This is a genomic window from Pseudomonas allii (assembly GCF_055380095.1).
Genome location: NZ_AP039450.1, coordinates 496,700 through 516,179, shown reverse-complemented (window position 1 = coordinate 516,179; position 19,480 = coordinate 496,700). Strand labels below are relative to the sequence as shown.

11 protein-coding genes are annotated in these 19,480 nt (G+C 61.3%); 5 read left to right on the top strand and 6 right to left on the bottom strand.

Going from position 1 to position 19,480, the window contains the following annotated elements; all coding sequences use genetic code 11:
• Both waaF and glnE read right to left on the bottom strand, forming a co-directional pair.
• A complete protein-coding gene (gene waaF / locus ACZ445_RS02285; RefSeq protein WP_179029567.1) occupies positions 1 to 1,035 on the bottom strand; it encodes a lipopolysaccharide heptosyltransferase II in 1,035 nt (344 codons plus the stop codon).
• Positions 1,036 to 1,225: 190 nt separating this feature from the next.
• The gene (glnE, locus tag ACZ445_RS02280) at positions 1,226 to 4,165 is read right to left on the bottom strand and encodes a bifunctional [glutamate--ammonia ligase]-adenylyl-L-tyrosine phosphorylase/[glutamate--ammonia-ligase] adenylyltransferase (protein ID WP_464707964.1); all 2,940 of its coding nucleotides are present in this window, start codon (positions 4,163 to 4,165) and stop codon (positions 1,226 to 1,228) included.
• 383 nt (positions 4,166 to 4,548) lie between these two features.
• On the opposite strand from glnE, the gene aceE reads away from it, so the two are divergent.
• From aceE to msrA, 4 genes are all read left to right on the top strand, one after another.
• A complete protein-coding gene (gene aceE / locus ACZ445_RS02275) occupies positions 4,549 to 7,194 on the top strand; it encodes a pyruvate dehydrogenase (acetyl-transferring), homodimeric type (protein WP_179029565.1) in 2,646 nt (881 codons plus the stop codon).
• 11 nt (positions 7,195 to 7,205) lie between these two features.
• Entirely contained in the window at positions 7,206 to 8,849 is a 1,644-nt protein-coding gene (gene aceF / locus ACZ445_RS02270; RefSeq protein WP_464707963.1) for a dihydrolipoyllysine-residue acetyltransferase, read from the top strand.
• Positions 8,850 to 9,164: 315 nt separating this feature from the next.
• Positions 9,165 to 11,858, top strand: a complete 2,694-nt coding sequence (locus ACZ445_RS02265) for a putative bifunctional diguanylate cyclase/phosphodiesterase (RefSeq protein WP_464707962.1) — start codon at positions 9,165 to 9,167, stop codon at positions 11,856 to 11,858.
• A 73-nt stretch (positions 11,859 to 11,931) separates the two neighbouring features.
• Complete coding sequence (gene msrA / locus ACZ445_RS02260; RefSeq protein WP_058423515.1) at positions 11,932 to 12,579, top strand: peptide-methionine (S)-S-oxide reductase MsrA; 648 nt, start codon at positions 11,932 to 11,934, stop codon at positions 12,577 to 12,579.
• Positions 12,580 to 12,706: 127 nt separating this feature from the next.
• Here the strand turns inward: msrA and ACZ445_RS02255 are convergent, their stop codons facing one another.
• Entirely contained in the window at positions 12,707 to 13,543 is an 837-nt protein-coding gene (locus ACZ445_RS02255; protein WP_058423516.1) for a 23S rRNA (adenine(2030)-N(6))-methyltransferase RlmJ, read from the bottom strand.
• 174 nt (positions 13,544 to 13,717) lie between these two features.
• Here ACZ445_RS02255 and ACZ445_RS02250 point away from each other — a divergent pair, with 174 nt between their 5' ends.
• Positions 13,718 to 14,995 (top strand): O-acetylhomoserine aminocarboxypropyltransferase/cysteine synthase family protein, encoded by a 1,278-nt coding sequence (locus tag ACZ445_RS02250; RefSeq protein WP_464707961.1) that lies wholly within the window; start codon positions 13,718 to 13,720, stop codon positions 14,993 to 14,995.
• On the opposite strand, the gene ACZ445_RS02245 is transcribed toward ACZ445_RS02250, so the two are convergent.
• The 3 genes from ACZ445_RS02245 to putP all read right to left on the bottom strand — a co-directional run bounded on the left by ACZ445_RS02245 (position 14,981) and on the right by putP (position 19,355).
• Positions 14,981 to 15,664: a DUF4123 domain-containing protein gene (locus ACZ445_RS02245; RefSeq protein ID WP_464707960.1), complete on the bottom strand. Its 684-nt coding sequence runs from the start codon at positions 15,662 to 15,664 to the stop codon at positions 14,981 to 14,983. The genes ACZ445_RS02250 and ACZ445_RS02245 overlap by 15 nt on opposite strands.
• 26 nt (positions 15,665 to 15,690) lie before the next feature.
• Complete coding sequence (locus tag ACZ445_RS02240; RefSeq protein WP_464707959.1) at positions 15,691 to 17,664, bottom strand: type VI secretion system Vgr family protein; 1,974 nt, start codon at positions 17,662 to 17,664, stop codon at positions 15,691 to 15,693.
• Between the two features lie 206 nt (positions 17,665 to 17,870).
• Positions 17,871 to 19,355, bottom strand: coding sequence for a sodium/proline symporter PutP (putP, locus tag ACZ445_RS02235; protein WP_058423520.1), 1,485 nt, complete (start codon positions 19,353 to 19,355; stop codon positions 17,871 to 17,873).
• Between the last annotated feature and the right edge of the window lie 125 nt (positions 19,356 to 19,480).

Sequence of the window (19,480 nt, the reverse complement as noted above, 5' to 3'; positions counted from 1 at the left end):
CTATCGGACCTCGACCACAGAGCCCTGCAACCGCTGCAAGGCTTCGTTCACCGGCTGCGGCAGCAATTGGCGCATACAGTTGTAGTGGCCGAAGCGGCAGGTGCGGTCAAAACACGGGCTGCACTCCAGGCCCAGGCGCACCACTTCGACCTGATCGGCCAAGGGCGGCGTGAAGCCCGGCGAGGTGGAGCCATACACCGCCACCAGCGGACGGTTCAGCGCAGCGGCTACGTGCATCAGGCCGGAGTCGTTGGACACCACCGAATCGGCGCAGGACAGCAGGTCGATGGCCTCGGCCAGGGACGTGTCGCCACTGAGGTTCACCGCCTCTTCGCGCAGGCCGGGGATCAGGCGCTGGCGAATATCTTCACCCACCGGATGGTCCTTCTTTGAACCGAACAGCCACACCTGCCAGCCTTCGCGGATCTTTGCCTCGGCGACCTTGGCGTAGTGCTCCGACGGCCAGCGCTTGGACTCGCCGAACTCGGCGCCGGGGCACAAGGCCAATACCGGGCGGTCCAGGGTCAGGCCGAACTTGGCCAGGGCCGCGTCGCGGCTCGCCGGATCGATTTGCAGGCTCGGGCGCGGATACGGTTTGGGCAACTCGGCACCCGGCTCATACGCCAGGGCCATGAAGCGCTCGATCATCAGCGGATAGCGGGCTTTGTCGAGTGTGCGCACGTCATTGAGCAGCACATAGCGGAACTCGCCACGCCAGCCGGTGCGCTTGGGGATGCCGGCAAAATACGGCACCAGCGCCGACTTGAGCGAGTTGGGCAGCAGGATCGCCTGGTCGTATTTACCCGCCAGGGATTTACCGATGCGACGCCGGGTCGCCAGTTCCAGGGCACCGTGGCCGAGCGGGAAGCTCAAGGCCTTGCGCACCTCGGGCATGCGCTCAAGGATCGGCCGGCTCCACTCGGGGGCGAGCACGTCGATCTGGCAGTCCGGGTAACGCACGCGCAGGCACTGGAACAGTGTCTGCGCCATCACCATGTCACCGACCCAACTGGGCCCAACGATCAGAATATTCATGTAGTTTCCACAAACGATGCGGGGAGGCTTATGCCTCCCCGCCTCGATAATTACTGTAGGTCATGGTTAGCCCGGTACTAGCTGTGTGTGTGGGAGCGGGCTTGCTCGCGAAAGCGGTATATCAGTCGATATTTTCAGTGACTGACACCGCGCTTTCGCGAGCAAGCCCGCTCCCACATTTAATCGAGTTTCAGCTTAACCCCAGTTCTTTCCAGATTCGCATCACCTGGCGCCGTTCGTCGGCGAACTGATCCCCGGCCACCGTACCGGCCTCGTTCTGCAAGGCCTGGCGGTGCGCGGCGGATCGGTAGGCCTTATACACCTCGCGCAGCAGATGGGCATCGGCGGAGGGCATCAAACCCACCTGCTCCAGACCTTCCAGAATGCGGATATTGTCGGTGTAGCGCAGCAACGATGGATGTTGCGCAGACCACGCCAAAGCCGCGTATTGCACCATAAATTCAATATCGACGATACCTCCGGCGTCCTGCTTGAGGTCGAACACCGCCGTGGCTTCGAAGGCATTGGCGCCGGTGCCGGCCGCCGTGCCCTTGGTGCCCAGGTTGTCACGCATCTTGGCGCGCATCTCGCTGACCTCCTGGCGCAGCTTCGCCAGGTCCCGTTCCTGCCCCAATACGTTAGCCCGTACCTGTTCGAACGCCTGGCCCACATCCTGGCTGCCCACCAGCACCCGCGCCCGGATCAGGGCCTGATGCTCCCAGGTCCAGGCTTCATTTTGTTGATAGCGCTCAAACGCGCCCAATGAACTCACCAGCAAACCGGATGCGCCGGAAGGTCGCAGGCGCATGTCCACTTCATACAGTTGGCCCGAGTTGGTCTGGGTGGTCAGCAAGTGAATGATGCGCTGGCCCAGGCGCGTGAAGAACTGCGCACCGTCGATGGGCTTGGCACCGTCGGTCTCGGCCTGGGGGTCACCATCGTGGATAAACACCAGGTCCAGGTCCGACCCATGCCCCAGTTCGATGCCGCCGACTTTCCCATAACCGACAATGATGAACCCAGGATCGCACAGGGTGCCGTCCAACCGCTGTGGCGAGCCGTGGCGCGCCACGGTCTGGCGCCAGGCCAGGGCCAGCACTTGCTCGAGGATGGCTTCGGCGAGCCAGGTGAGGTAGTCGCTGACTTTCATCAGCGGCAGGCTGCCGGCGATCTCCGAAGCGGCCACGCGCAGGCGGTGGGCCAGCTTGAAGTGCCGCAGGGCTTCCATCTGTTGTTCAAGGTCATCTTCGGGGATGCGCGTGAGGCGCTCGCGCAACTCGGCGGCCAGTTCCGGCGCCAACGGCGGCTTGAACAGGCGGCCTTCGTTGAGCAATTCGTCGAGCAACAACGGGAAACGGGTGATCTGCTCGGCGATCCATGGGCTGGCGGCGCACAGGGTCAGCAGGCGGCGCAGAGCATCGGGGTTTTCCGTGAGCAGCACCAGATAGGCGGAACGTCGGGCGACGGCTTCCACCAGCGGCAACACGCGCTCCAGCACAAGGTCCGGGTTGGCATGCTCGACAGCCTGGGCGAGCAGGCGCGGGATAAATGCATCCAGACGCTCACGCCCCAGACGCTGCATGGCGCGCAATTGCGGGCTGTTGCGCAGGCCTGCCAACGTCTTGAGGGCCTTGGCCGCGTCGGTAAAACCACCTTCGGCCAACTGACGGCACGCAGCCTCTTCATCTTGGGACTCTTCCCACAGCGGCAACCACTCACCGCCTACGACCAATTCGCTTTCTTCGCCCTCTTCTTCGTCCGGATCGGCAATCACTTGGCGGAAGTGCCAGTCCACCCGGCCACGCCAGTACATCAGGCGCTCGTGGAAGGCGGCCCAGTCGGCAAACCCCAACATAAAGGCAATGCGCGCCTGGTCTTCGGGGCTGTCCGGGAGCATTTGTGTCTGGCGGTCGGCAATCGCCTGGATCGCGTGCTCGGTGTAACGCAGGAATTCGTAGCCATTGCGCAATTCGGCAATCACCGCCGGCGGCAGGTAACCCTGGCCTTCCAGGGTGCCAAGCACCTTGAGCAGCGGGCGCTGTTGCAGGCTCAGGTCGCGCCCACCGTGAATCAATTGGAACGCCTGGGCGATGAACTCCACTTCGCGGATGCCGCCCGAGCCCAGCTTGATGTTGTCGGCCATGCCTTTGCGCCGCACTTCCTGCTGGATCAGCTGTTTCATGGTGCGCAGCGCTTCGATGGCGGAGAAGTCCAGGTAGCGGCGGTAGACGAACGGCCGCAGCATGTCGAGCAATTGCGCACCGGCCACCTGGTCACCGGCCACGACCCGCGCCTTGATCATGGCATAGCGTTCCCAGTCGCGGCCCTGGTCCTGGTAGTACTGCTCCAGCGCATTGAAGCTAAGCACCAGCGCACCGGCTGAGCCATAGGGACGCAGGCGCATGTCGACGCGGAACACAAAACCGTCGACGGTCATCGGGTCAAGAGCCTTGATCAGTTTTTGACCAAGGCGGATAAAAAACTCCTGGTTATCCAGGGCGCGCTTCACACCGACCGTCTCGCCGCCCTCCGGGTAGGCGAAGATCAGGTCGATATCCGACGACAGGTTCAGCTCCACCGCACCGAGCTTGCCCATGCCGAGGATGACCATATGCTGCGGCTCGCCGCTGCGTCGGCCGGTGGGCGTGCCGAACTGTACGCAGTGGCGTTGGTACAGCCACTGGTAGGCCTGGTCGATGCAGGCGTCGGCCATGTCGGAGAGGTCGCGGCAGGTTTGCACCAGGTCGGCCTGACGGGTGAGGTCGCGCCAGATGATGCGCACTTGCTGGCGCGTGCGCTGGCGACGCAGCACACGGCCGAGTTCATCTTCTGTTTCGACTTGTTGCACGGCGCCAGCAATCTGCCCGCACAGCTCGCCGGGCGCAAAACCCCGGTCCAATTCGCCCCAGGCGGCCAGTTCGAGCAACATCAAAGGGTCACGAACACTCTGTTCAATGACGAAATCACTGGCGGCGCACACGCGGGCGAAGTCGGCCCACCGTTGCGGCGTCCACGCAGAAAGTCCATGATCGTCGTCCAGCGCGGCCACTGCGTCACGAAATGACTGCTCGGCCCGCTGGGCTTTTGGCAAGAGAATGGCCGGGAGTTGGGCCAGTGTTGGAAGGCTCATGGTCTATCCTTGATCGGCGTGTAATTGGCTACGTGTTGTGAACGCAAGGACCACGCTCTATGAAGGACTGTCGAACAAAGGTTAGAAATAGCTGAAATTAATTTCATTTTGGCAGCCAACATCAAACTTTCACCTTTTCTTGTTCGCAAAAGATCAACAATAACGATTATGCTCACCAGCCAGACCGAGCCATACGCTCAGTCTTGTGTAGTTTTACTACTCGTATATACATTCGAAAGGCTGAAATGGCCGACGATTTGTAGTAAAACTACAGGACGCCGAAGCAACCTTCGGCCATCCAAGAATTTATGTCGTCTGCCCACAAGGCCAGTCGCAAACTTCAGGCAACCGATTCTGGTAGCCTTTCCGCCCTGGAGCAAGCCATGCAAGACCTCGATCCCGTCGAAACCCAGGAATGGCTGGACGCCCTGGAATCGGTTCTCGACAAAGAAGGCGAAGACCGTGCTCACTACCTGATGACCCGTATGGGCGAACTCGCGACCCGCAGCGGCTCGCAACTGCCTTACGCCATCACTACGCCATACCGCAACACCATCCCCGTTACCCACGAAGCACGCATGCCTGGCGACCTGTTCATGGAACGCCGCATTCGCTCGCTGGTACGCTGGAACGCCATGGCGATGGTAATGCGCACGAACTTGAAAGATTCGGACCTGGGCGGTCACATCTCCAGCTTCGCTTCCAGCGCAACCCTGTATGACATCGGCTTCAACTACTTCTTCCAGGCCCCGACCGACGAACACGGCGGCGACCTGATCTACTTCCAGGGCCACACCTCGCCAGGCGTCTACGCCCGCGCGTTCATGGAAGGCCGCATCACCGAAGAACACATGAACAACTTCCGCCAGGAAGTGGACGGTAACGGCCTGTCGTCGTACCCGCACCCTTGGCTGATGCCTGAGTTCTGGCAGTTCCCGACCGTTTCCATGGGCCTGGGTCCAATTCAAGCGATCTACCAGGCACGCTTCATGAAGTACCTGGAAGCCCGTGGCTTCATCCCTGAAGGCAAGCAGAAGGTCTGGTGCTTCCTGGGCGACGGCGAGTGCGACGAGCCGGAATCCCTGGGCGCCATCTCCCTGGCCGGCCGCGAGAAGCTGGACAACCTGATCTTCGTCATCAACTGCAACCTGCAGCGCCTCGACGGCCCGGTTCGCGGCAACGGCAAGATCATCCAGGAACTCGAAGGCGTGTTCCGCGGTGCTCAGTGGAACGTGACCAAAGTCATCTGGGGCCGTTTCTGGGACCCACTGCTGGCCAAGGACGTCGACGGTATCCTGCAGCGTCGCATGGACGAAGTCATCGACGGCGAGTACCAGAACTACAAGGCCAAGGACGGCGCGTTCGTCCGCGAACACTTCTTCAACACGCCTGAACTCAAGGCGATGGTTGCCGACCTGTCCGACGACGAAATCTGGAAACTCAACCGTGGCGGCCACGACCCGTACAAGGTCTACGCGGCGTACCACGAAGCGGTCAACCACAAAGAACAACCGACCGTCATCCTGGCCAAGACCATCAAGGGTTATGGCACCGGTGCCGGCGAAGCGAAGAACACTGCGCACAACACCAAGAAAGTCGATGTCGACAGCCTGAAGTTGTTCCGTGATCGCTTCGACATCCCGGTCAAGGATGAAGAGCTGGAAAACCTGCCGTTCTTCAAGCCGGAGCCGAACAGCGCCGAAGCCCGCTACCTGGCCGAGCGCCGCGCCGCACTGGGTGGTTTCGTGCCACAACGCCGCGCGCAGAGCTTCAGCGTACCGACGCCGGACCTGAGCACCCTCAAGGCTATCCTTGACGGTTCGGGCGACCGTGAAATCTCCACCACCATGGCCTTCGTGCGGATCCTGGCGCAGTTGGTCAAGGACAAGGACATCGGCCCGCGCATCGTCCCGATCATCCCGGACGAAGCCCGTACCTTCGGTATGGAAGGCATGTTCCGTCAGTTGGGCATCTACTCCTCCGTCGGCCAGCTCTACGAGCCAGTCGATAAAGACCAGGTGATGTTCTACAAGGAAGACAAGAAGGGCCAGATCCTCGAAGAAGGCATCAACGAAGCGGGCGCCATGAGCTCCTTCATCGCCGCCGGTACTTCGTACTCCAGCCACAACCAGCCGATGCTGCCGTTCTACATCTTCTACTCGATGTTCGGCTTCCAGCGTATCGGCGACCTGGCTTGGGCAGCAGGCGACAGCCGTACCCGTGGCTTCCTGATCGGCGGCACCGCCGGCCGGACCACGCTGAACGGCGAAGGCCTGCAACACGAAGACGGTCACAGCCACATCCTGGCTGCCACCATCCCGAACTGCCGCACCTTTGATCCAACCTACGGCTACGAGCTGGCGGTGATCATCCAGGACGGCATGAAGAAGATGACCGAAGAGCAGCAGGACGTTTTCTACTACATCACCGTGATGAACGAGTCCTACCAGCAGCCAGCCATGCCGGCCGGCGTGGAAGAAGGCATCATCAAGGGCATGTACCTGCTCGAAGAAGACACCAAGGAAGCGGCGCACCACGTACAGCTGATGGGCTCCGGCACCATCCTGCGCGAAGTGCGTGAAGCGGCCAAGATCCTGCGTGACGAATTCAACGTTGGCGCCGATGTGTGGAGCGTGACCAGCTTCAACGAACTGCGTCGCGACGGCCTGGCCGTAGAGCGTCACAACCGCCTGCACCCTGGCCAGAAGCCACAGCGCACCTTCGTTGAAGAGTGCCTGACCGGCCGTAAAGGCCCGGTGATCGCTTCGACCGACTACATGAAACTGTTTGCTGAACAAATTCGCCAGTGGGTCCCGTCCAAGGAATTCAAAGTCCTGGGCACCGACGGTTTCGGCCGCAGTGACAGCCGCAAGAAGCTGCGTCACTTCTTCGAAGTTGACCGTCACTTCGTGGTGTTGGCAGCCCTGGAAGCCTTGGCTGACCGTGGTGAGATCGAACCGAAGGTGGTGGCTGACGCTATCGTCAAGTTCGGGATCAACCCGGAAAAACGCAACCCACTGGACTGCTGAGGAGATTTTTTGTGAGCGAACTCATTCGCGTACCTGACATCGGCAGCGGTGAAGGTGAAGTAATCGAGCTGTTTGTGAAGGTCGGCGACACCGTCGAAGCCGACCAGAGCATCCTGACCCTGGAGTCGGACAAGGCGAGCATGGAAATCCCTGCTCCCAAGGCTGGCGTGGTCAAGAGCCTGAAAGTGAAGCTGGGCGACCGCCTGAAAGAAGGCGACGAACTGCTGGAGCTGGAAATCGAAGGTGCCGCTGATGCGGCCCCTGCGGCGGCTCCTCCTGCCGCTGCTGCACCAGCGCCTGCCGCTGAAAAACCTGCTGCCGAGGCTGCTCCGACCCCGGCGGCTGCACCTGCCGCCGCCAGCGTCCAGGACATTCATGTCCCGGACATCGGCTCGTCGGGCAAGGCCAAGATCATCGAGCTGCTGGTCAAGGTCGGCGACACCGTCGAAGCCGACCAGTCGCTGATCACCCTGGAGTCCGACAAGGCCTCCATGGAAATCCCTTCGCCGGCTGCCGGCGTAGTGGAAAGCATCGCGGTCAAGCTGGAAGACGAAGTCGGCACCGGTGACTTCATCCTCAAGCTGAAAGTACAAGGCGCTGCGCCGGCTGCTGCTCCAGCACCTGCCGCAGCTCCTGCTGCCAAGGCTGAAGCGGCTCCGGCCGCTGCCGCTCCTGCACCTGCTGCAAAAGCCGAGGCCGCTCCAGCCCCTGCTGCTGCCGCACCTGCGCCAAGCGGTGCCAAGGTTCACGCCGGCCCTGCCGTGCGTCAGTTGGCCCGTGAGTTCGGCGTTGAGCTGAGCGCTGTGTCGGCCACCGGCCCTCACGGCCGCGTGCTGAAGGAAGACGTGCAGGTCTACGTCAAGGCCATGATGCAGAAAGCCAAGGAAGCGCCAGCTGCTGGCGGCGCTACCGGTGGTTCGGGCATTCCGCCGATCCGCACCGTCGACTTCAGCCGCTTCGGCGAAGTCGAAGAAGTGCCGATGACCCGCCTGATGCAAATCGGCGCGGCCGGCCTGCACGCCAGCTGGTTGAACATCCCGCACGTGACGCAGTTCGACCAGGCCGACATCACCGACCTGGAAGCTTTCCGCGTTGCGCAGAAAGCCGTGGCCGAGAAGGCCGGCGTGAAACTGACCGTGCTGCCACTGCTGCTCAAGGCCTGTGCCTACCTGCTCAAGGAGCTGCCGGACTTCAACAGTTCGCTGGCGCCAAGCGGCAAGGCGATCATCCGCAAGAAGTACGTGCACATCGGTTTCGCGGTGGACACCCCGGATGGCCTGCTGGTACCGGTCATCAAGAACGTCGACCAGAAGAGCCTGCTGCAACTCGCTGCCGAAGCCGCCGCGCTGGCTGCCAAGGCCCGCGACAAGAAGCTCACCCCGGACGACATGCAGGGCGCATGCTTCACCATCTCCAGTCTCGGTCACATTGGCGGTACCGGCTTCACGCCAATCGTCAACGCGCCGGAAGTGGCGATCCTGGGTGTGTCCAAGGCGACTATCCAGCCGGTTTGGGACGGTAAAGCGTTCCAGCCGAAGCTGATGCTGCCGCTGTCGCTGTCCTACGATCACCGTGTGATCAACGGCGCCGCTGCTGCGCGCTTCACCCAGCGTCTGGGCCAAGTGCTGAACGATATCCGCACTATCCTGCTGTAAGCCGCCACGGCCTCCTCCTCACCGAGGAGGCCTGGCTGCATCGATTTTCGAGCGCCACGCTCGTACCTCAACCCCGCCACTTGGCGGGGCTTTTTTTGCCGGTTTTCAGGCAGGAAGCTGGACGCGCAAAACAGGTTTGTACACCTTCCATCACCTCGATTGCAGAAATCCCTTCCACAGCCGATAACCCCCTTATAGCACTTAGCCTTCATCCTCTCTTGTCAGCCCGCGCCGCATGATGCAACCTTGCCGCAGGCAACAGAAAAGAGGGCGTGAGCCCGGCGCCGTGCGCGTTATTTCAAGTGAGTTTCCCCCATGAAAAGCCAACCCGATGTCGCCCGAATGGCGGCCGAGGTAGTGACGCAGTTACCGGTGCCTTCGCGCCTCGGTATGCTGCGTTTCGAGCGGCTTAATGAGGCAAGCTGGGCCCTCCTTTACCTCGACCCCAATTGCGAGCGCCAATTCGGCCTGCCGGCGGTCGAGCTGTGCGCGCTGATCGGCACTCCGTACGCCAGCCTGATGGAGCCCCAGGCGCGCTATCAACTGCACGACATCATCCAGCAGCAACTGAACCAGAGCCCGCACTACCTGGTGCGCTATACCCTGCACACCAGCGACGGCCCGCTGAGCCTGCTGGAAATGGGCGAAGCCTACAAACAACACAATCGTCACCTGCTGCGCGGCTACCTGATGGTAGTCGATGGCCTGTTCAGTGAAATCCCCACTGCCGTGCCCACGGCAGACCTGGAAAACCAGAACAGCCGCCTGCAGATCGCCCTGGAACTCAACCAACGCGCCCAGCAGGAACAGCTGCAACATCTGGAGCGGGTGCGCGCCCAGCAGGAACTGATCCTGCTGCTGGCCCGCCAGCGCTACACCACCCACAATTCGTTGCAGGAAGCCGCCGAGCTGATCACCCGCAGCGCCTGCGATATCTACCAGATCGACTGCGCCAGCATTTGGAACCTCGAAGGCCAGCGCCTGGTGCCGATCTCTGCCTACCACCGCGCCGACCAGCAGCATCACCTGCCCGAACCCATCGACGCCAGCTGTTTTCCGGACTACCTGGAAGCCTTGCACTCCAGCCGCGCCATCGACGCCACCAACGCACTGCGCGACCCACGCACCCGGGAAATGGCCGACAGCCTGCGCGACAAAGACATCCACGCGATGCTTGACGCGAGCATTCGCGTCGATGGCCATGTGGTGGGCGTGCTGTGCCTGGAGCAAAGCGCCAGCACCCGCGCCTGGCAGGCCGATGAAATTGCCTTTGCCGGCGAGCTGGCCGACCAGTTCGCCCAGGTGATCAACAACCACAATCGCCGCACCGCCACCAGCGCCCTGCACCTGTTCCAGCGTGCAGTGGAACAAAGCGCCAACGCCTTTCTGCTGGTCAACTGCGACGGCGTGGTGGAGTACGTCAACCCAAGCTTTACTGCGATCACCCAGTACAGCGCCGAAGAGGTTCACGGCCACCGCCTGGCCCAATTGCCGGCGCTGGAGAACCTCAGCGAATTGCTGTTCGACGCTCCCTCGAGCCTGGCCAAAAGCAACAGCTGGCAAGGCGAATTCAAGAGCCGGCGCAAAAACCTGGAACCCTACTGGGGCCAGTTGTCGATTTCCAAGGTGTACGGCGACAACCGCGAGTTGACGCACTACATCGGCATCTACGAAGACATCACCCAGACCAAGCTGGCCCAGCAACGCATCGAGCGCCTGGCCTACACAGACAACCTGACCAACCTGGGCAACCGCCCGGCGTTCATCCGCAACCTCGATGAACGCTTTGCCCGTGACAGTGACAGCCCGATCAGCCTGCTGCTGGTGGACATCGACAACTTCAAGCGCATCAACGACAGCCTCGGCCACCAGACCGGTGACAAGCTGCTGATCAGCCTGGCCCGGCGCCTGCGCAACAGCCTGAGCACCGGTGGCAGCCTGGCGCGCTTTGCCAGTAACGAGTTTGCGGTGCTGCTCGACGACACCGACCTGGAAAGTGGCCAGTTGGTGGCCAGCCAATTGCTCGCGACCCTCGACAAGCCGATGTTCGTCGACAACCAGTTGATCAGCGTCACCGGCTCCGTGGGCCTGGCCTGCGCGCCACTGCATGGCCGCGACCCGCAGACCCTGATGCGCAACGCCGGCCTGGCCCTGCACAAGGCCAAGGCCAATGGCAAACACCAGGTGCAGATCTTTACCGAAGCACTGAATGCCGAGGCCAGCTACAAGCTGTTCGTCGAGAACAACCTGCGCCGCGCCCTCACCCAGAACGAACTGGACGTGTTCTACCAGCCCAAGCTGTGCTTGCGCAGTGGCCGTCTGCTCGGGATGGAAGCGTTGCTGCGCTGGAACCATCCGGAAAAGGGCATGATCCGCCCCGACCAATTCATCAGCGTGGCTGAAGAAACCGGCCTGATCATTCCCATCGGCAAATGGATCGCGCGCCAGGCCTGTCGCATGAGCCGACAGTTGACCGCCGCTGGCATGGGTAACTTGCAGGTGGCGATCAACCTGTCACCCAAGCAGTTTTCCGACCCGGACCTGGTGGCCTCGATCGCCACGATCCTCAAGGAAGAAAAACTGCCGGCCAACCTGCTGGAGCTGGAACTGACCGAAGGCCTGCTACTGGAAGCCACCGAAGACACGCGCCTGCAGCTTGATCAACTGAAGAGCTTCGGCCTGACCCTGGCCATGGACGACTTCGGCACCGGTTACTCGTCGCTGAGTTACTTGAAAAAATTCCCCATCGACATCATCAAGATCGACCGCAGCTTCATCCACGAGATCCCGGACAACCAGGACGACATGGAAATCACCTCCGCCGTGATCGCCATGGCCCACAACCTCAAGCTCAAGGTGGTGGCCGAAGGCATCGAAACCGCCGAGCAACTGGCGTTCCTGCGCCGGCACCGTTGCGATGTGGGCCAAGGCTACCTGTTCGACCGGCCGATCCCCGGCGCCGAGCTGCTGGCGATGCTGAAACGCTACCCGCGCGGCCCAATCGCCTGACAGCGCTGTAACACTCGGGCACACTGGCGGTCTCAATCTTTATTGCTAACTCAACCTGACGAGAGGACTGATCATGGTCTTGCGCTCGGAAATTCTGGTGAACAAAAACGTGCTGCCTACTCAAGAACAAGCTCTGCCTGGCCGTGAAACCCCGATGGCGCTGCCAGAGACGCACTTCGTCAACGGCAACCCGCTGCTCGGCCCGTTCCTCGATGACGTCGGCTTTGCAATCTTCGGCCTGGGTTGCTTCTGGGGTGCCGAGCGCCGGTTCTGGCAGCGCGATGGCGTGGTCAGCACCGTGGTCGGTTACGCCGGCGGCTACACGCCGAACCCGACCTATGAAGAAGTCTGCTCGGGCCTGACCGGCCACAGCGAAGTGGTGCTGGTGGTGTATGACCAGGCCAAAGTGAAATACGAAGATTTGTTGAAAATGTTCTGGGAACTGCACAACCCGACCCAGGGCATGCGCCAGGGCAATGACATCGGCAGCCAGTACCGTTCGGTGATCTATGCGACCACACCGGAACAACTGGCGGCGGCGCAGGCCAGTGCCGAAGCCTATCAAGGCGAACTGACCAAGGCGGGGTTGGGTGCGATCACCACGGAAATCGAAGAAGCACCGACGGTGTACTTCGCCGAGGCGTATCACCAGCAGTACCTGGCGAAGAATCCGCAGGGCTATTGCGGGATCGGCGGCACCGGCGTGACCTGCCCGATCTAAAGTCGACACAGGTCAAATGTGGGAGGGGGCTTGCCCCCGATAGCGGTGTGTCAGTCAGTACATCTGTAACTGATAGATCGCTATCGGGGGCAAGCCCCCTCCCACATGGGGTATTCACAAGGCGTGGTTACTCAGCGATCAGCCAATCCATCTGCCACCCGCCCTGGGTCTGCCCAAGCTTCTTGGACAGCCACGGCAGCAGCTCACGCAGCTCCTCTTCCAGTCCCCACGGCGGGTTGGCGATGGCCAAGCCCGAGCCGGTCAGGGTGTTGGGGGTGTCCAGCGGATGCACCAGCAATTCCACCCGCAGCAACTTCGGCGCACCGGTGCCGGCCAGGTCCTGGTAGAAACGGCGCAACAGGCGCTGGTCCTTCACCGGGTACCAGATCGCTGCTACGGTCTGGCGCATACGGCCCACGGCTTCCTTGAGGGAGGCGGCGCAGCGTTGCATCTCGTCGAGCTTTTCGAACGGCGGGTCGATCAGCATCAGCGCGCGTTTTTCCGGCACCGGCAGCAGCGCACGCGGTACGTGCCAACCCTCGCCCAGGTGCACTTTGACGCGGCGGTCACCCTTCATGTTGTCCTTGAGCAATACACCGTCTTCCGGGTGCTTCTCATTGAGCAGCACGCGGTCCTGAGGGCGCGTCAGGCGCCGCGCCAGTTCCGGCGAACCGGGGTAGTAACGCAACTCGCCATCCGGGTTCATCTCATGCAGCACGCGCATGTAATCGGCGGTCAACGGTGGCAGGTCGCTTTCGCCCCACAGGCGAGCGATGCCTTCCAGGTACTCACCGGTGCGGTTGGCCTGGTCGCCCTGCAGGTCGTACAGACCGATCCCGGCATGGGTGTCGAGGTAGGCGAACGGCTGCTCCTTGCGCGACATCAGAGCGATGAGGCGGGTCAAGGTCAGGTGTTTGAAGACATCGGCATGGTTGCCGGCGTGAAAGGCGTGACGATAATTCATGGTTGCTCCTGCGCAGGGGGCGAAGTTTACCTTTTACGCGAGCGTTGGTGCAGGGCAACGTGCCGGGCGGTGCTTATATCGAAAAGACAGGCAATCACTGGAAAAAAGTCTAAATCTCAACGATGACTGGGACTTATTGTGGCGATCCACACTCCAGGGAGGTCCATCACCATCATGAAAGACGCCACTATCGCACTGCACCACGGCTTCTCCTCAGACCCGACTACCAAAGCCGTGGCCGTGCCGATCTACCAGAATGTCGCCTTCGAATTCGACAACGCCCAGCACGGCGCCGACCTGTTCAACCTGGACGTGCCCGGCAATATCTACACACGCATCATGAACCCCACCAATGACGTGCTGGAGCAGCGCATCGCCGCGCTCGAAGGCGGTATCGCAGGCCTGGCGGTGTCGGCCGGCAGCGCGGCGATCCACTATGCGATCCAGACGCTTACCCGCGCCGGGGACAATATAGTCACTACCCCGCAGCTTTACGGCGGCACCTACACCTTGTTTGCACACTTGCTGCCCAGCTTCGGCGTCGATGTACGCTTTGCCCGGGATGACTCTGCCGAGGCCATCGCCGAGCTGATCGACGACAACACCAAGCTGGTTTACTGCGAAAGCATCGGCAACCCGGCGGGCAACATCGTCGACCTGGAAGCCCTGGCCAAGGTCGCCCACGCGCGCGGCGTACCGCTGGTGGTGGATAACACCGTGGCCACGCCAATCCTGTGCAAACCGATCCAGTTCGGTGCCGATATCGTGGTGCACTCGGTGACCAAATACATCGGCGGCCACGGCAACTCCCTGGGCGGCGTGATCGTCGACAGCGGCAACTTCCCCTGGACCGACTACCCGCAGAAATTCCCCGGGCTCAACAACCCCGAGCCCGCCTATCACGGCGTGGTCTACACCGAAAAATTCGGCCCCGCCGCCTTCATCGCCCGCGCTCGCACCGTGCCACTGCGCAACACGGGCGCGGCATTGGCCCCGATGAACGCCTTCCTGCTGCTGCAAGGCCTGGAAACCCTGGCCCTGCGCATGGAACGCCACACGGAAAACGCCTTGAAAGTCGCGCAGTTCCTGCAAGGCCATGCCGAGGTAGAGTGGGTCAGCTACGCAGGCCTGCCGGACCACCCGCACCACGAATTGGCGCAGAAGTACTTGCAAGGCAAACCGTCAGCAATCCTTTCGTTTGGCTTGAAGGGCGGCTATGAGGCCGGCGTGCGCTTCTACGACGCACTGCACATCTTCAAGCGCCTGGTGAACATCGGCGATGCCAAGTCCCTGGCCTGCCACCCCGCCTCCACCACCCATCGGCAGATGAACCAACAGGAACAAGCCAAGGCCGGGGTGAAGCCGGAGATGATTCGCCTGTCGGTGGGCATCGAGGCCATTGAAGACCTGATCGAAGATCTGCAGCAGGCGCTGGGTTCAACTCAGCTCTGAGGCCAGGTAATCAGCCAGCGCCTCATGACTGATATGCGACCGACGCGCAAAGTAGGCGACCTTGTGCTGCAAGGTCGTCGGCGCAAAAGCCGTGTAGAGGTCGGGGCGCTGCTCTTCGAGCCATTGCAACAGGTTACCGACCAGGGTTTGCGGCGATTGCTCCGCCAAGTGCTCCAACAAAGGTGCCGGCACTCGCCACCATGGGCTGGCTTTGGCGGCAGTGACCGGGCCAGATGCCCCCGACAGTGGCTGGCCATTGATCAGGTATCGTTGGAATACCGGCAATATTTCTTCACCCCGTTGTTGAAGGATCGGCAGAAACTGCGCCCCATCCCAAAAGCGCAAGAACACCTCCTGCCCATCGGCCAGATACACCTTGGTCAGGCTTTGCAAGTGTGCGACCACCACGTCCAACGGGCTGGACGATACGGCCAGCCAGCCCCAATCCGTAGCGTCAGTGGCGGCGGCCCATTCCAGGAACGCGCTGCCCGGATCGACGATGCCTACATAGGGCATCACCTCCTCCCAGGTCGCATAGGCCGTACTGGCCCAAACGGGATGCAACGGCGCTCCGCTGGCCAGCGTTCGCCACGCATTCAACGGCTCGGCGTCGCTGGCAGCGCCGAGTACCGCGAAGATCTTTTCACCAGCAAGCAAGGGTTGAAGCATCGACGTAGAGTCCTTCTGGATGGAAGTCAGTTGAGTTCGCACTGGCCGCTCCTGCAACGCTCGCACTCTTCGCAAAACGGTGCGCTGCGTTTCAGGCTGGCAACCTGCACGCGAGACAGCGGAGCGGGGATCACTGCCAACAGTTTTGCCTTCACTCCCGGCATCAACGGCGCGACTACAGCAGCGGGCGCACCGCCAGGCTGGATGGGTACGCTGCTGAAAATGCCGCCGGCAGACAGGGTGATCGACTGCCCACCCGCCTGAATCGTGACGGTCGCGCCCGCATCAATGACGACGCTTTGTCCCGCGCTTATCTGGATGGTCTGCCCGGCCCGCACCTGTTGCGAACCACCCACCACCAGATGGTCGTCCTGCTTGAGCTCGGTCAGGCGGCTGCCATGGTTTATCCGCTGCTCTTCGCCCTGCACTTCATGGTGTGATTCGCCGTCCACCGTCACCCGCTGGTCATGCAGCACATGTTGCGTCCAATCCCGCTGGGCGCGCAGGTAGATTTCCTCGGCGCCCTTGCGATCCTCGATGCGCAGCTCGTTATAGCCACCACCACCGGGGCTGCTCTGGCTGCGCAAGATGCTGCGGGTTTTGTCTGCTGGCAAATCGAGGGGCACCTGTGTTGCCGCATTGGGCAGGCAACCCATCACCAGCGGCATATCCGGGTCGCCATTGACGAAGCCCACCAGGACTTCCATGCCGACCCGCGGGATCAGTACCGAACCATAACGATCATGGGCCCAACCGCTGGCAACCCTCAGCCAGCAACTGGACTGATCGTTGCGCTCACCGGCGCGGTCCCAGGCGAATTGCACCTTGACCCGGCCGTATTCGTCGCAATGGATTTCACTGTCGGCGGGGCCCGTCACCACTGCGTTCTGGTAACCCGACATGGGCGGCCGCGACGTCATGAGTGGTGTTCGAAACAGCACGTCCCAAGGCGTTACGACAAATTCATTGCTGTAGCCTTGAGAGGATTCATCGCCATACCCTTCAGGCATAGATTCCTCAAGCACCTGAGGCTGGCGCCCTACATGGTGCAATTGGGTGACCAGCCACAAGTCATTCCACTCCTGACGAGGGTGCCCAGCCATCTTCAGGAACTGTCCGGTGACCAACGCCGGCTGGTCGCTATGGCCGCTGGCCTGGCGGTAATCGCTGCGATGACGCTCCAACACGCGTTGCGCCAGGTACTTGCCACGCTCACGATCCACGAAGTGCCCTGGGTAACGCTGGTCGTTCAGAGTGGGTTGCTGCTGACTGGAGACTGCGCTTTCCAACGTCAGGTTGGGCTTTTTGAAGTCGTAGTCCCGCAGGTTCACATCACTGGTGCGGGTCTTCAGCCGCAGCATAAAGCGCTTGATCGCAGGCCCATCGGCAACCATCCCGGAGCCGGGTGAATACGGCGTGGTGTGATCCGGCCGCGCAAACACGCTTTGATTGTCGCCAAACACCAACAGGTGGCGCTCGGAGCTGTGCTGGAAGTGATAGTGAATGCCCCATTCGGCACACAAGCGCTGAATGAATTCCAGATCGGTTTCGCCGAACTGAACACAATACTCACACTCGGGGTACTTGCCGCTCAGATGAAACGCAAAGGCATCAGCCTTGATGGCCTGGGCTTCCAATACCTGGGCAATGATCTGGGGCACTGTTTTTTTCTGGAAGATCCGCTGATGAGTGCTGTGCTCCAAATAAGCCAACTGCGGCACCAGGGTGATCTGATAGCGCGTAAGGCGCCTGCCCGAATCGCCTTGGGCCACCCGATACACCTGGCCATGTATGCCATGGCCGTTAGCATCAAACCCCAGGAACGCCTGGCGGTGCAGCAGGCTCTCAAGGTCCACGTCGGGTTGCTCGCTGACCAGTTCCAGGTCAAAGCGAAAAGGCAGGCTGATGAACTCATCCCCCATGAATCCATGGACCTTGAATTCACTGGGCTCCCCATCGAGGGACAGGGTAAAGGCACTTTGATTGGCAGGAGCGAACATCCGGTGTTTCTCTGCGAGGGGTAAGGTGGCCGATTCTGCATCACGACTGCCCTCTACCGAACACGCGCCAGACAAATCAGTAAAACCCTACAAAAACGCGTACGAATCCTTTCTGGATCGGCGTAAAGCACACGCAAAAAAAAGCCCGCTATCCGTAGGAAGCGGGCCTTTCTTTCAACTCATCAGGCGCTTAAGCACCCGAAGAATTACTTGTTGAGGTTGTAGTCTTTTTCCGCCGCATCAAAGCGCTCGACCATACCGGCAGTCGGTGCGCCCAACTTGCTCACGAAGTAGATCGCCAGGCTGGCGAAGATGAAGCCTGGGATGATTTCGTACAGGCCCAGCAGCTCAAAGTGTTTCCACACGATCACGGTGATCGCGCCGACCAGGATACCGGCCAGTGCGCCGTTACGGGTCATGCCTTTCCAGATCACCGAGATCAGCACCACAGGACCGAACGCAGCGCCGAAACCAGCCCAGGCGTAGCTCACCAGGCCCAATACGCGGTTGTTCGGGTTGGCGGCCAGGCCGATAGCGACCAGGGCCACCAGCAGCACCATGGCACGACCGACCCACACCAGCTCAACCTGGGAGGCGGTCTTGCGCAGGAAGGTTTTGTAGAAGTCTTCGGTCAGGGCGCTGGAGCACACCAGCAACTGGCAGCTCAGGGTGCTCATCACGGCAGCCAGAATGGCCGACAGCAGCACACCGGCAATCCATGGGTTGAACAGCAGCTTGGCCAGCTCGATGAATACACGCTCGTGGTTTTCGGTCACGGGACCAGCCACTTCCGGGTGTGCCGAGAAGTAGGCGATACCGAAGAAACCCACTGCCACGGTGCCGCCCAGGCACAGGATCATCCAGGTCATGGAGATACGACGCGCCTTGGCGATCGACTTCACCGAGTCCGCCGCCATGAAGCGCGCCAGGATATGCGGCTGGCCGAAGTAACCCAGGCCCCAGCCCATCAGCGAGATGATGCCGATGAAGCTGGTGTTCTTCAGCATGTTGAAGTTGTCAGGGTTCTTCGCTTCGATCGCCAGGAAGGTGGTGTCGACGCCACCGGTAGCCAGCAGCACGATGATCGGCGTGAGGATCAGCGCGAAGATCATCAGGGTGGCTTGTACGGTATCGGTCCAGCTCACGGCCAGGAAACCACCGACGAAGGTGTAGGCAATGGTCGCTGCGGCACCGGCCCACAGGGCGGTCTCGTAGGACATGCCGAAGGTGCTTTCGAACAGACGGGCGCCGGCGACGATGCCGGAAGCGCAGTAAATGGTGAAGAACACCAGGATCACCACGGCGGAGATGATCCGCAGCAGCCCGCTTTTATCTTCGAAACGGCTGGAGAAGTAATCCGGCAGGGTCAGGGCATCACCGTTGTGCTCGGTCTGGACCCGCAGGCGACCGGCGACGAACAGCCAGTTGAGGTAGGCACCGACGATCAGGCCGATGGCGATCCAGCTTTCCGACAGGCCGGACATGTAGATCGCGCCCGGCAGGCCCATCAGCAACCAGCCGCTCATGTCGGAAGCGCCGGCCGACAAGGCAGTCACTACGCTACCGAGGCTGCGACCGCCCAGGATGTAATCGGAAAGGTTGTTGGTGGAGCGATAGGCCATGAAGCCGATCAGCACCATTGCTGCGATGTAGATCACAAACGTGATCAGGGTTGGATTACTAACGCTCATAAGAGTGACGCCCTGGCTTTGTTTTTATGTAGCGGCGGTCTGTCAGACGACCACCCACTGGAAGTAGGTAGACGTAGCTGCGTGCCGCGCATTTATGACTGACGTTTCCCCAGGAAAGCCGCCAG

Bases quoted from the DNA above. Each gene is read 5' to 3' on its own strand.
- waaF (WP_179029567.1), bottom strand. From the start codon at position 1,035: ATGAATATTCTGATCGTTGGGCCCAGTTGGGTCGGTGACATGGTGATG.
- glnE (WP_464707964.1), bottom strand. From the start codon at position 4,165: ATGAGCCTTCCAACACTGGCCCAACTCCCGGCCATTCTCTTGCCAAAA.
- aceE (WP_179029565.1), top strand. From the start codon at position 4,549: ATGCAAGACCTCGATCCCGTCGAAACCCAGGAATGGCTGGACGCCCTG.
- ACZ445_RS02265 (WP_464707962.1), top strand. From the start codon at position 9,165: ATGAAAAGCCAACCCGATGTCGCCCGAATGGCGGCCGAGGTAGTGACG.
- msrA (WP_058423515.1), top strand. From the start codon at position 11,932: ATGGTCTTGCGCTCGGAAATTCTGGTGAACAAAAACGTGCTGCCTACT.
- ACZ445_RS02255 (WP_058423516.1), bottom strand. From the start codon at position 13,543: ATGAATTATCGTCACGCCTTTCACGCCGGCAACCATGCCGATGTCTTC.
- ACZ445_RS02250 (WP_464707961.1), top strand. From the start codon at position 13,718: ATGAAAGACGCCACTATCGCACTGCACCACGGCTTCTCCTCAGACCCG.
- ACZ445_RS02245 (WP_464707960.1), bottom strand. From the start codon at position 15,664: ATGCTTCAACCCTTGCTTGCTGGTGAAAAGATCTTCGCGGTACTCGGC.
- ACZ445_RS02240 (WP_464707959.1), bottom strand. From the start codon at position 17,664: ATGTTCGCTCCTGCCAATCAAAGTGCCTTTACCCTGTCCCTCGATGGG.
- putP (WP_058423520.1), bottom strand. From the start codon at position 19,355: ATGAGCGTTAGTAATCCAACCCTGATCACGTTTGTGATCTACATCGCA.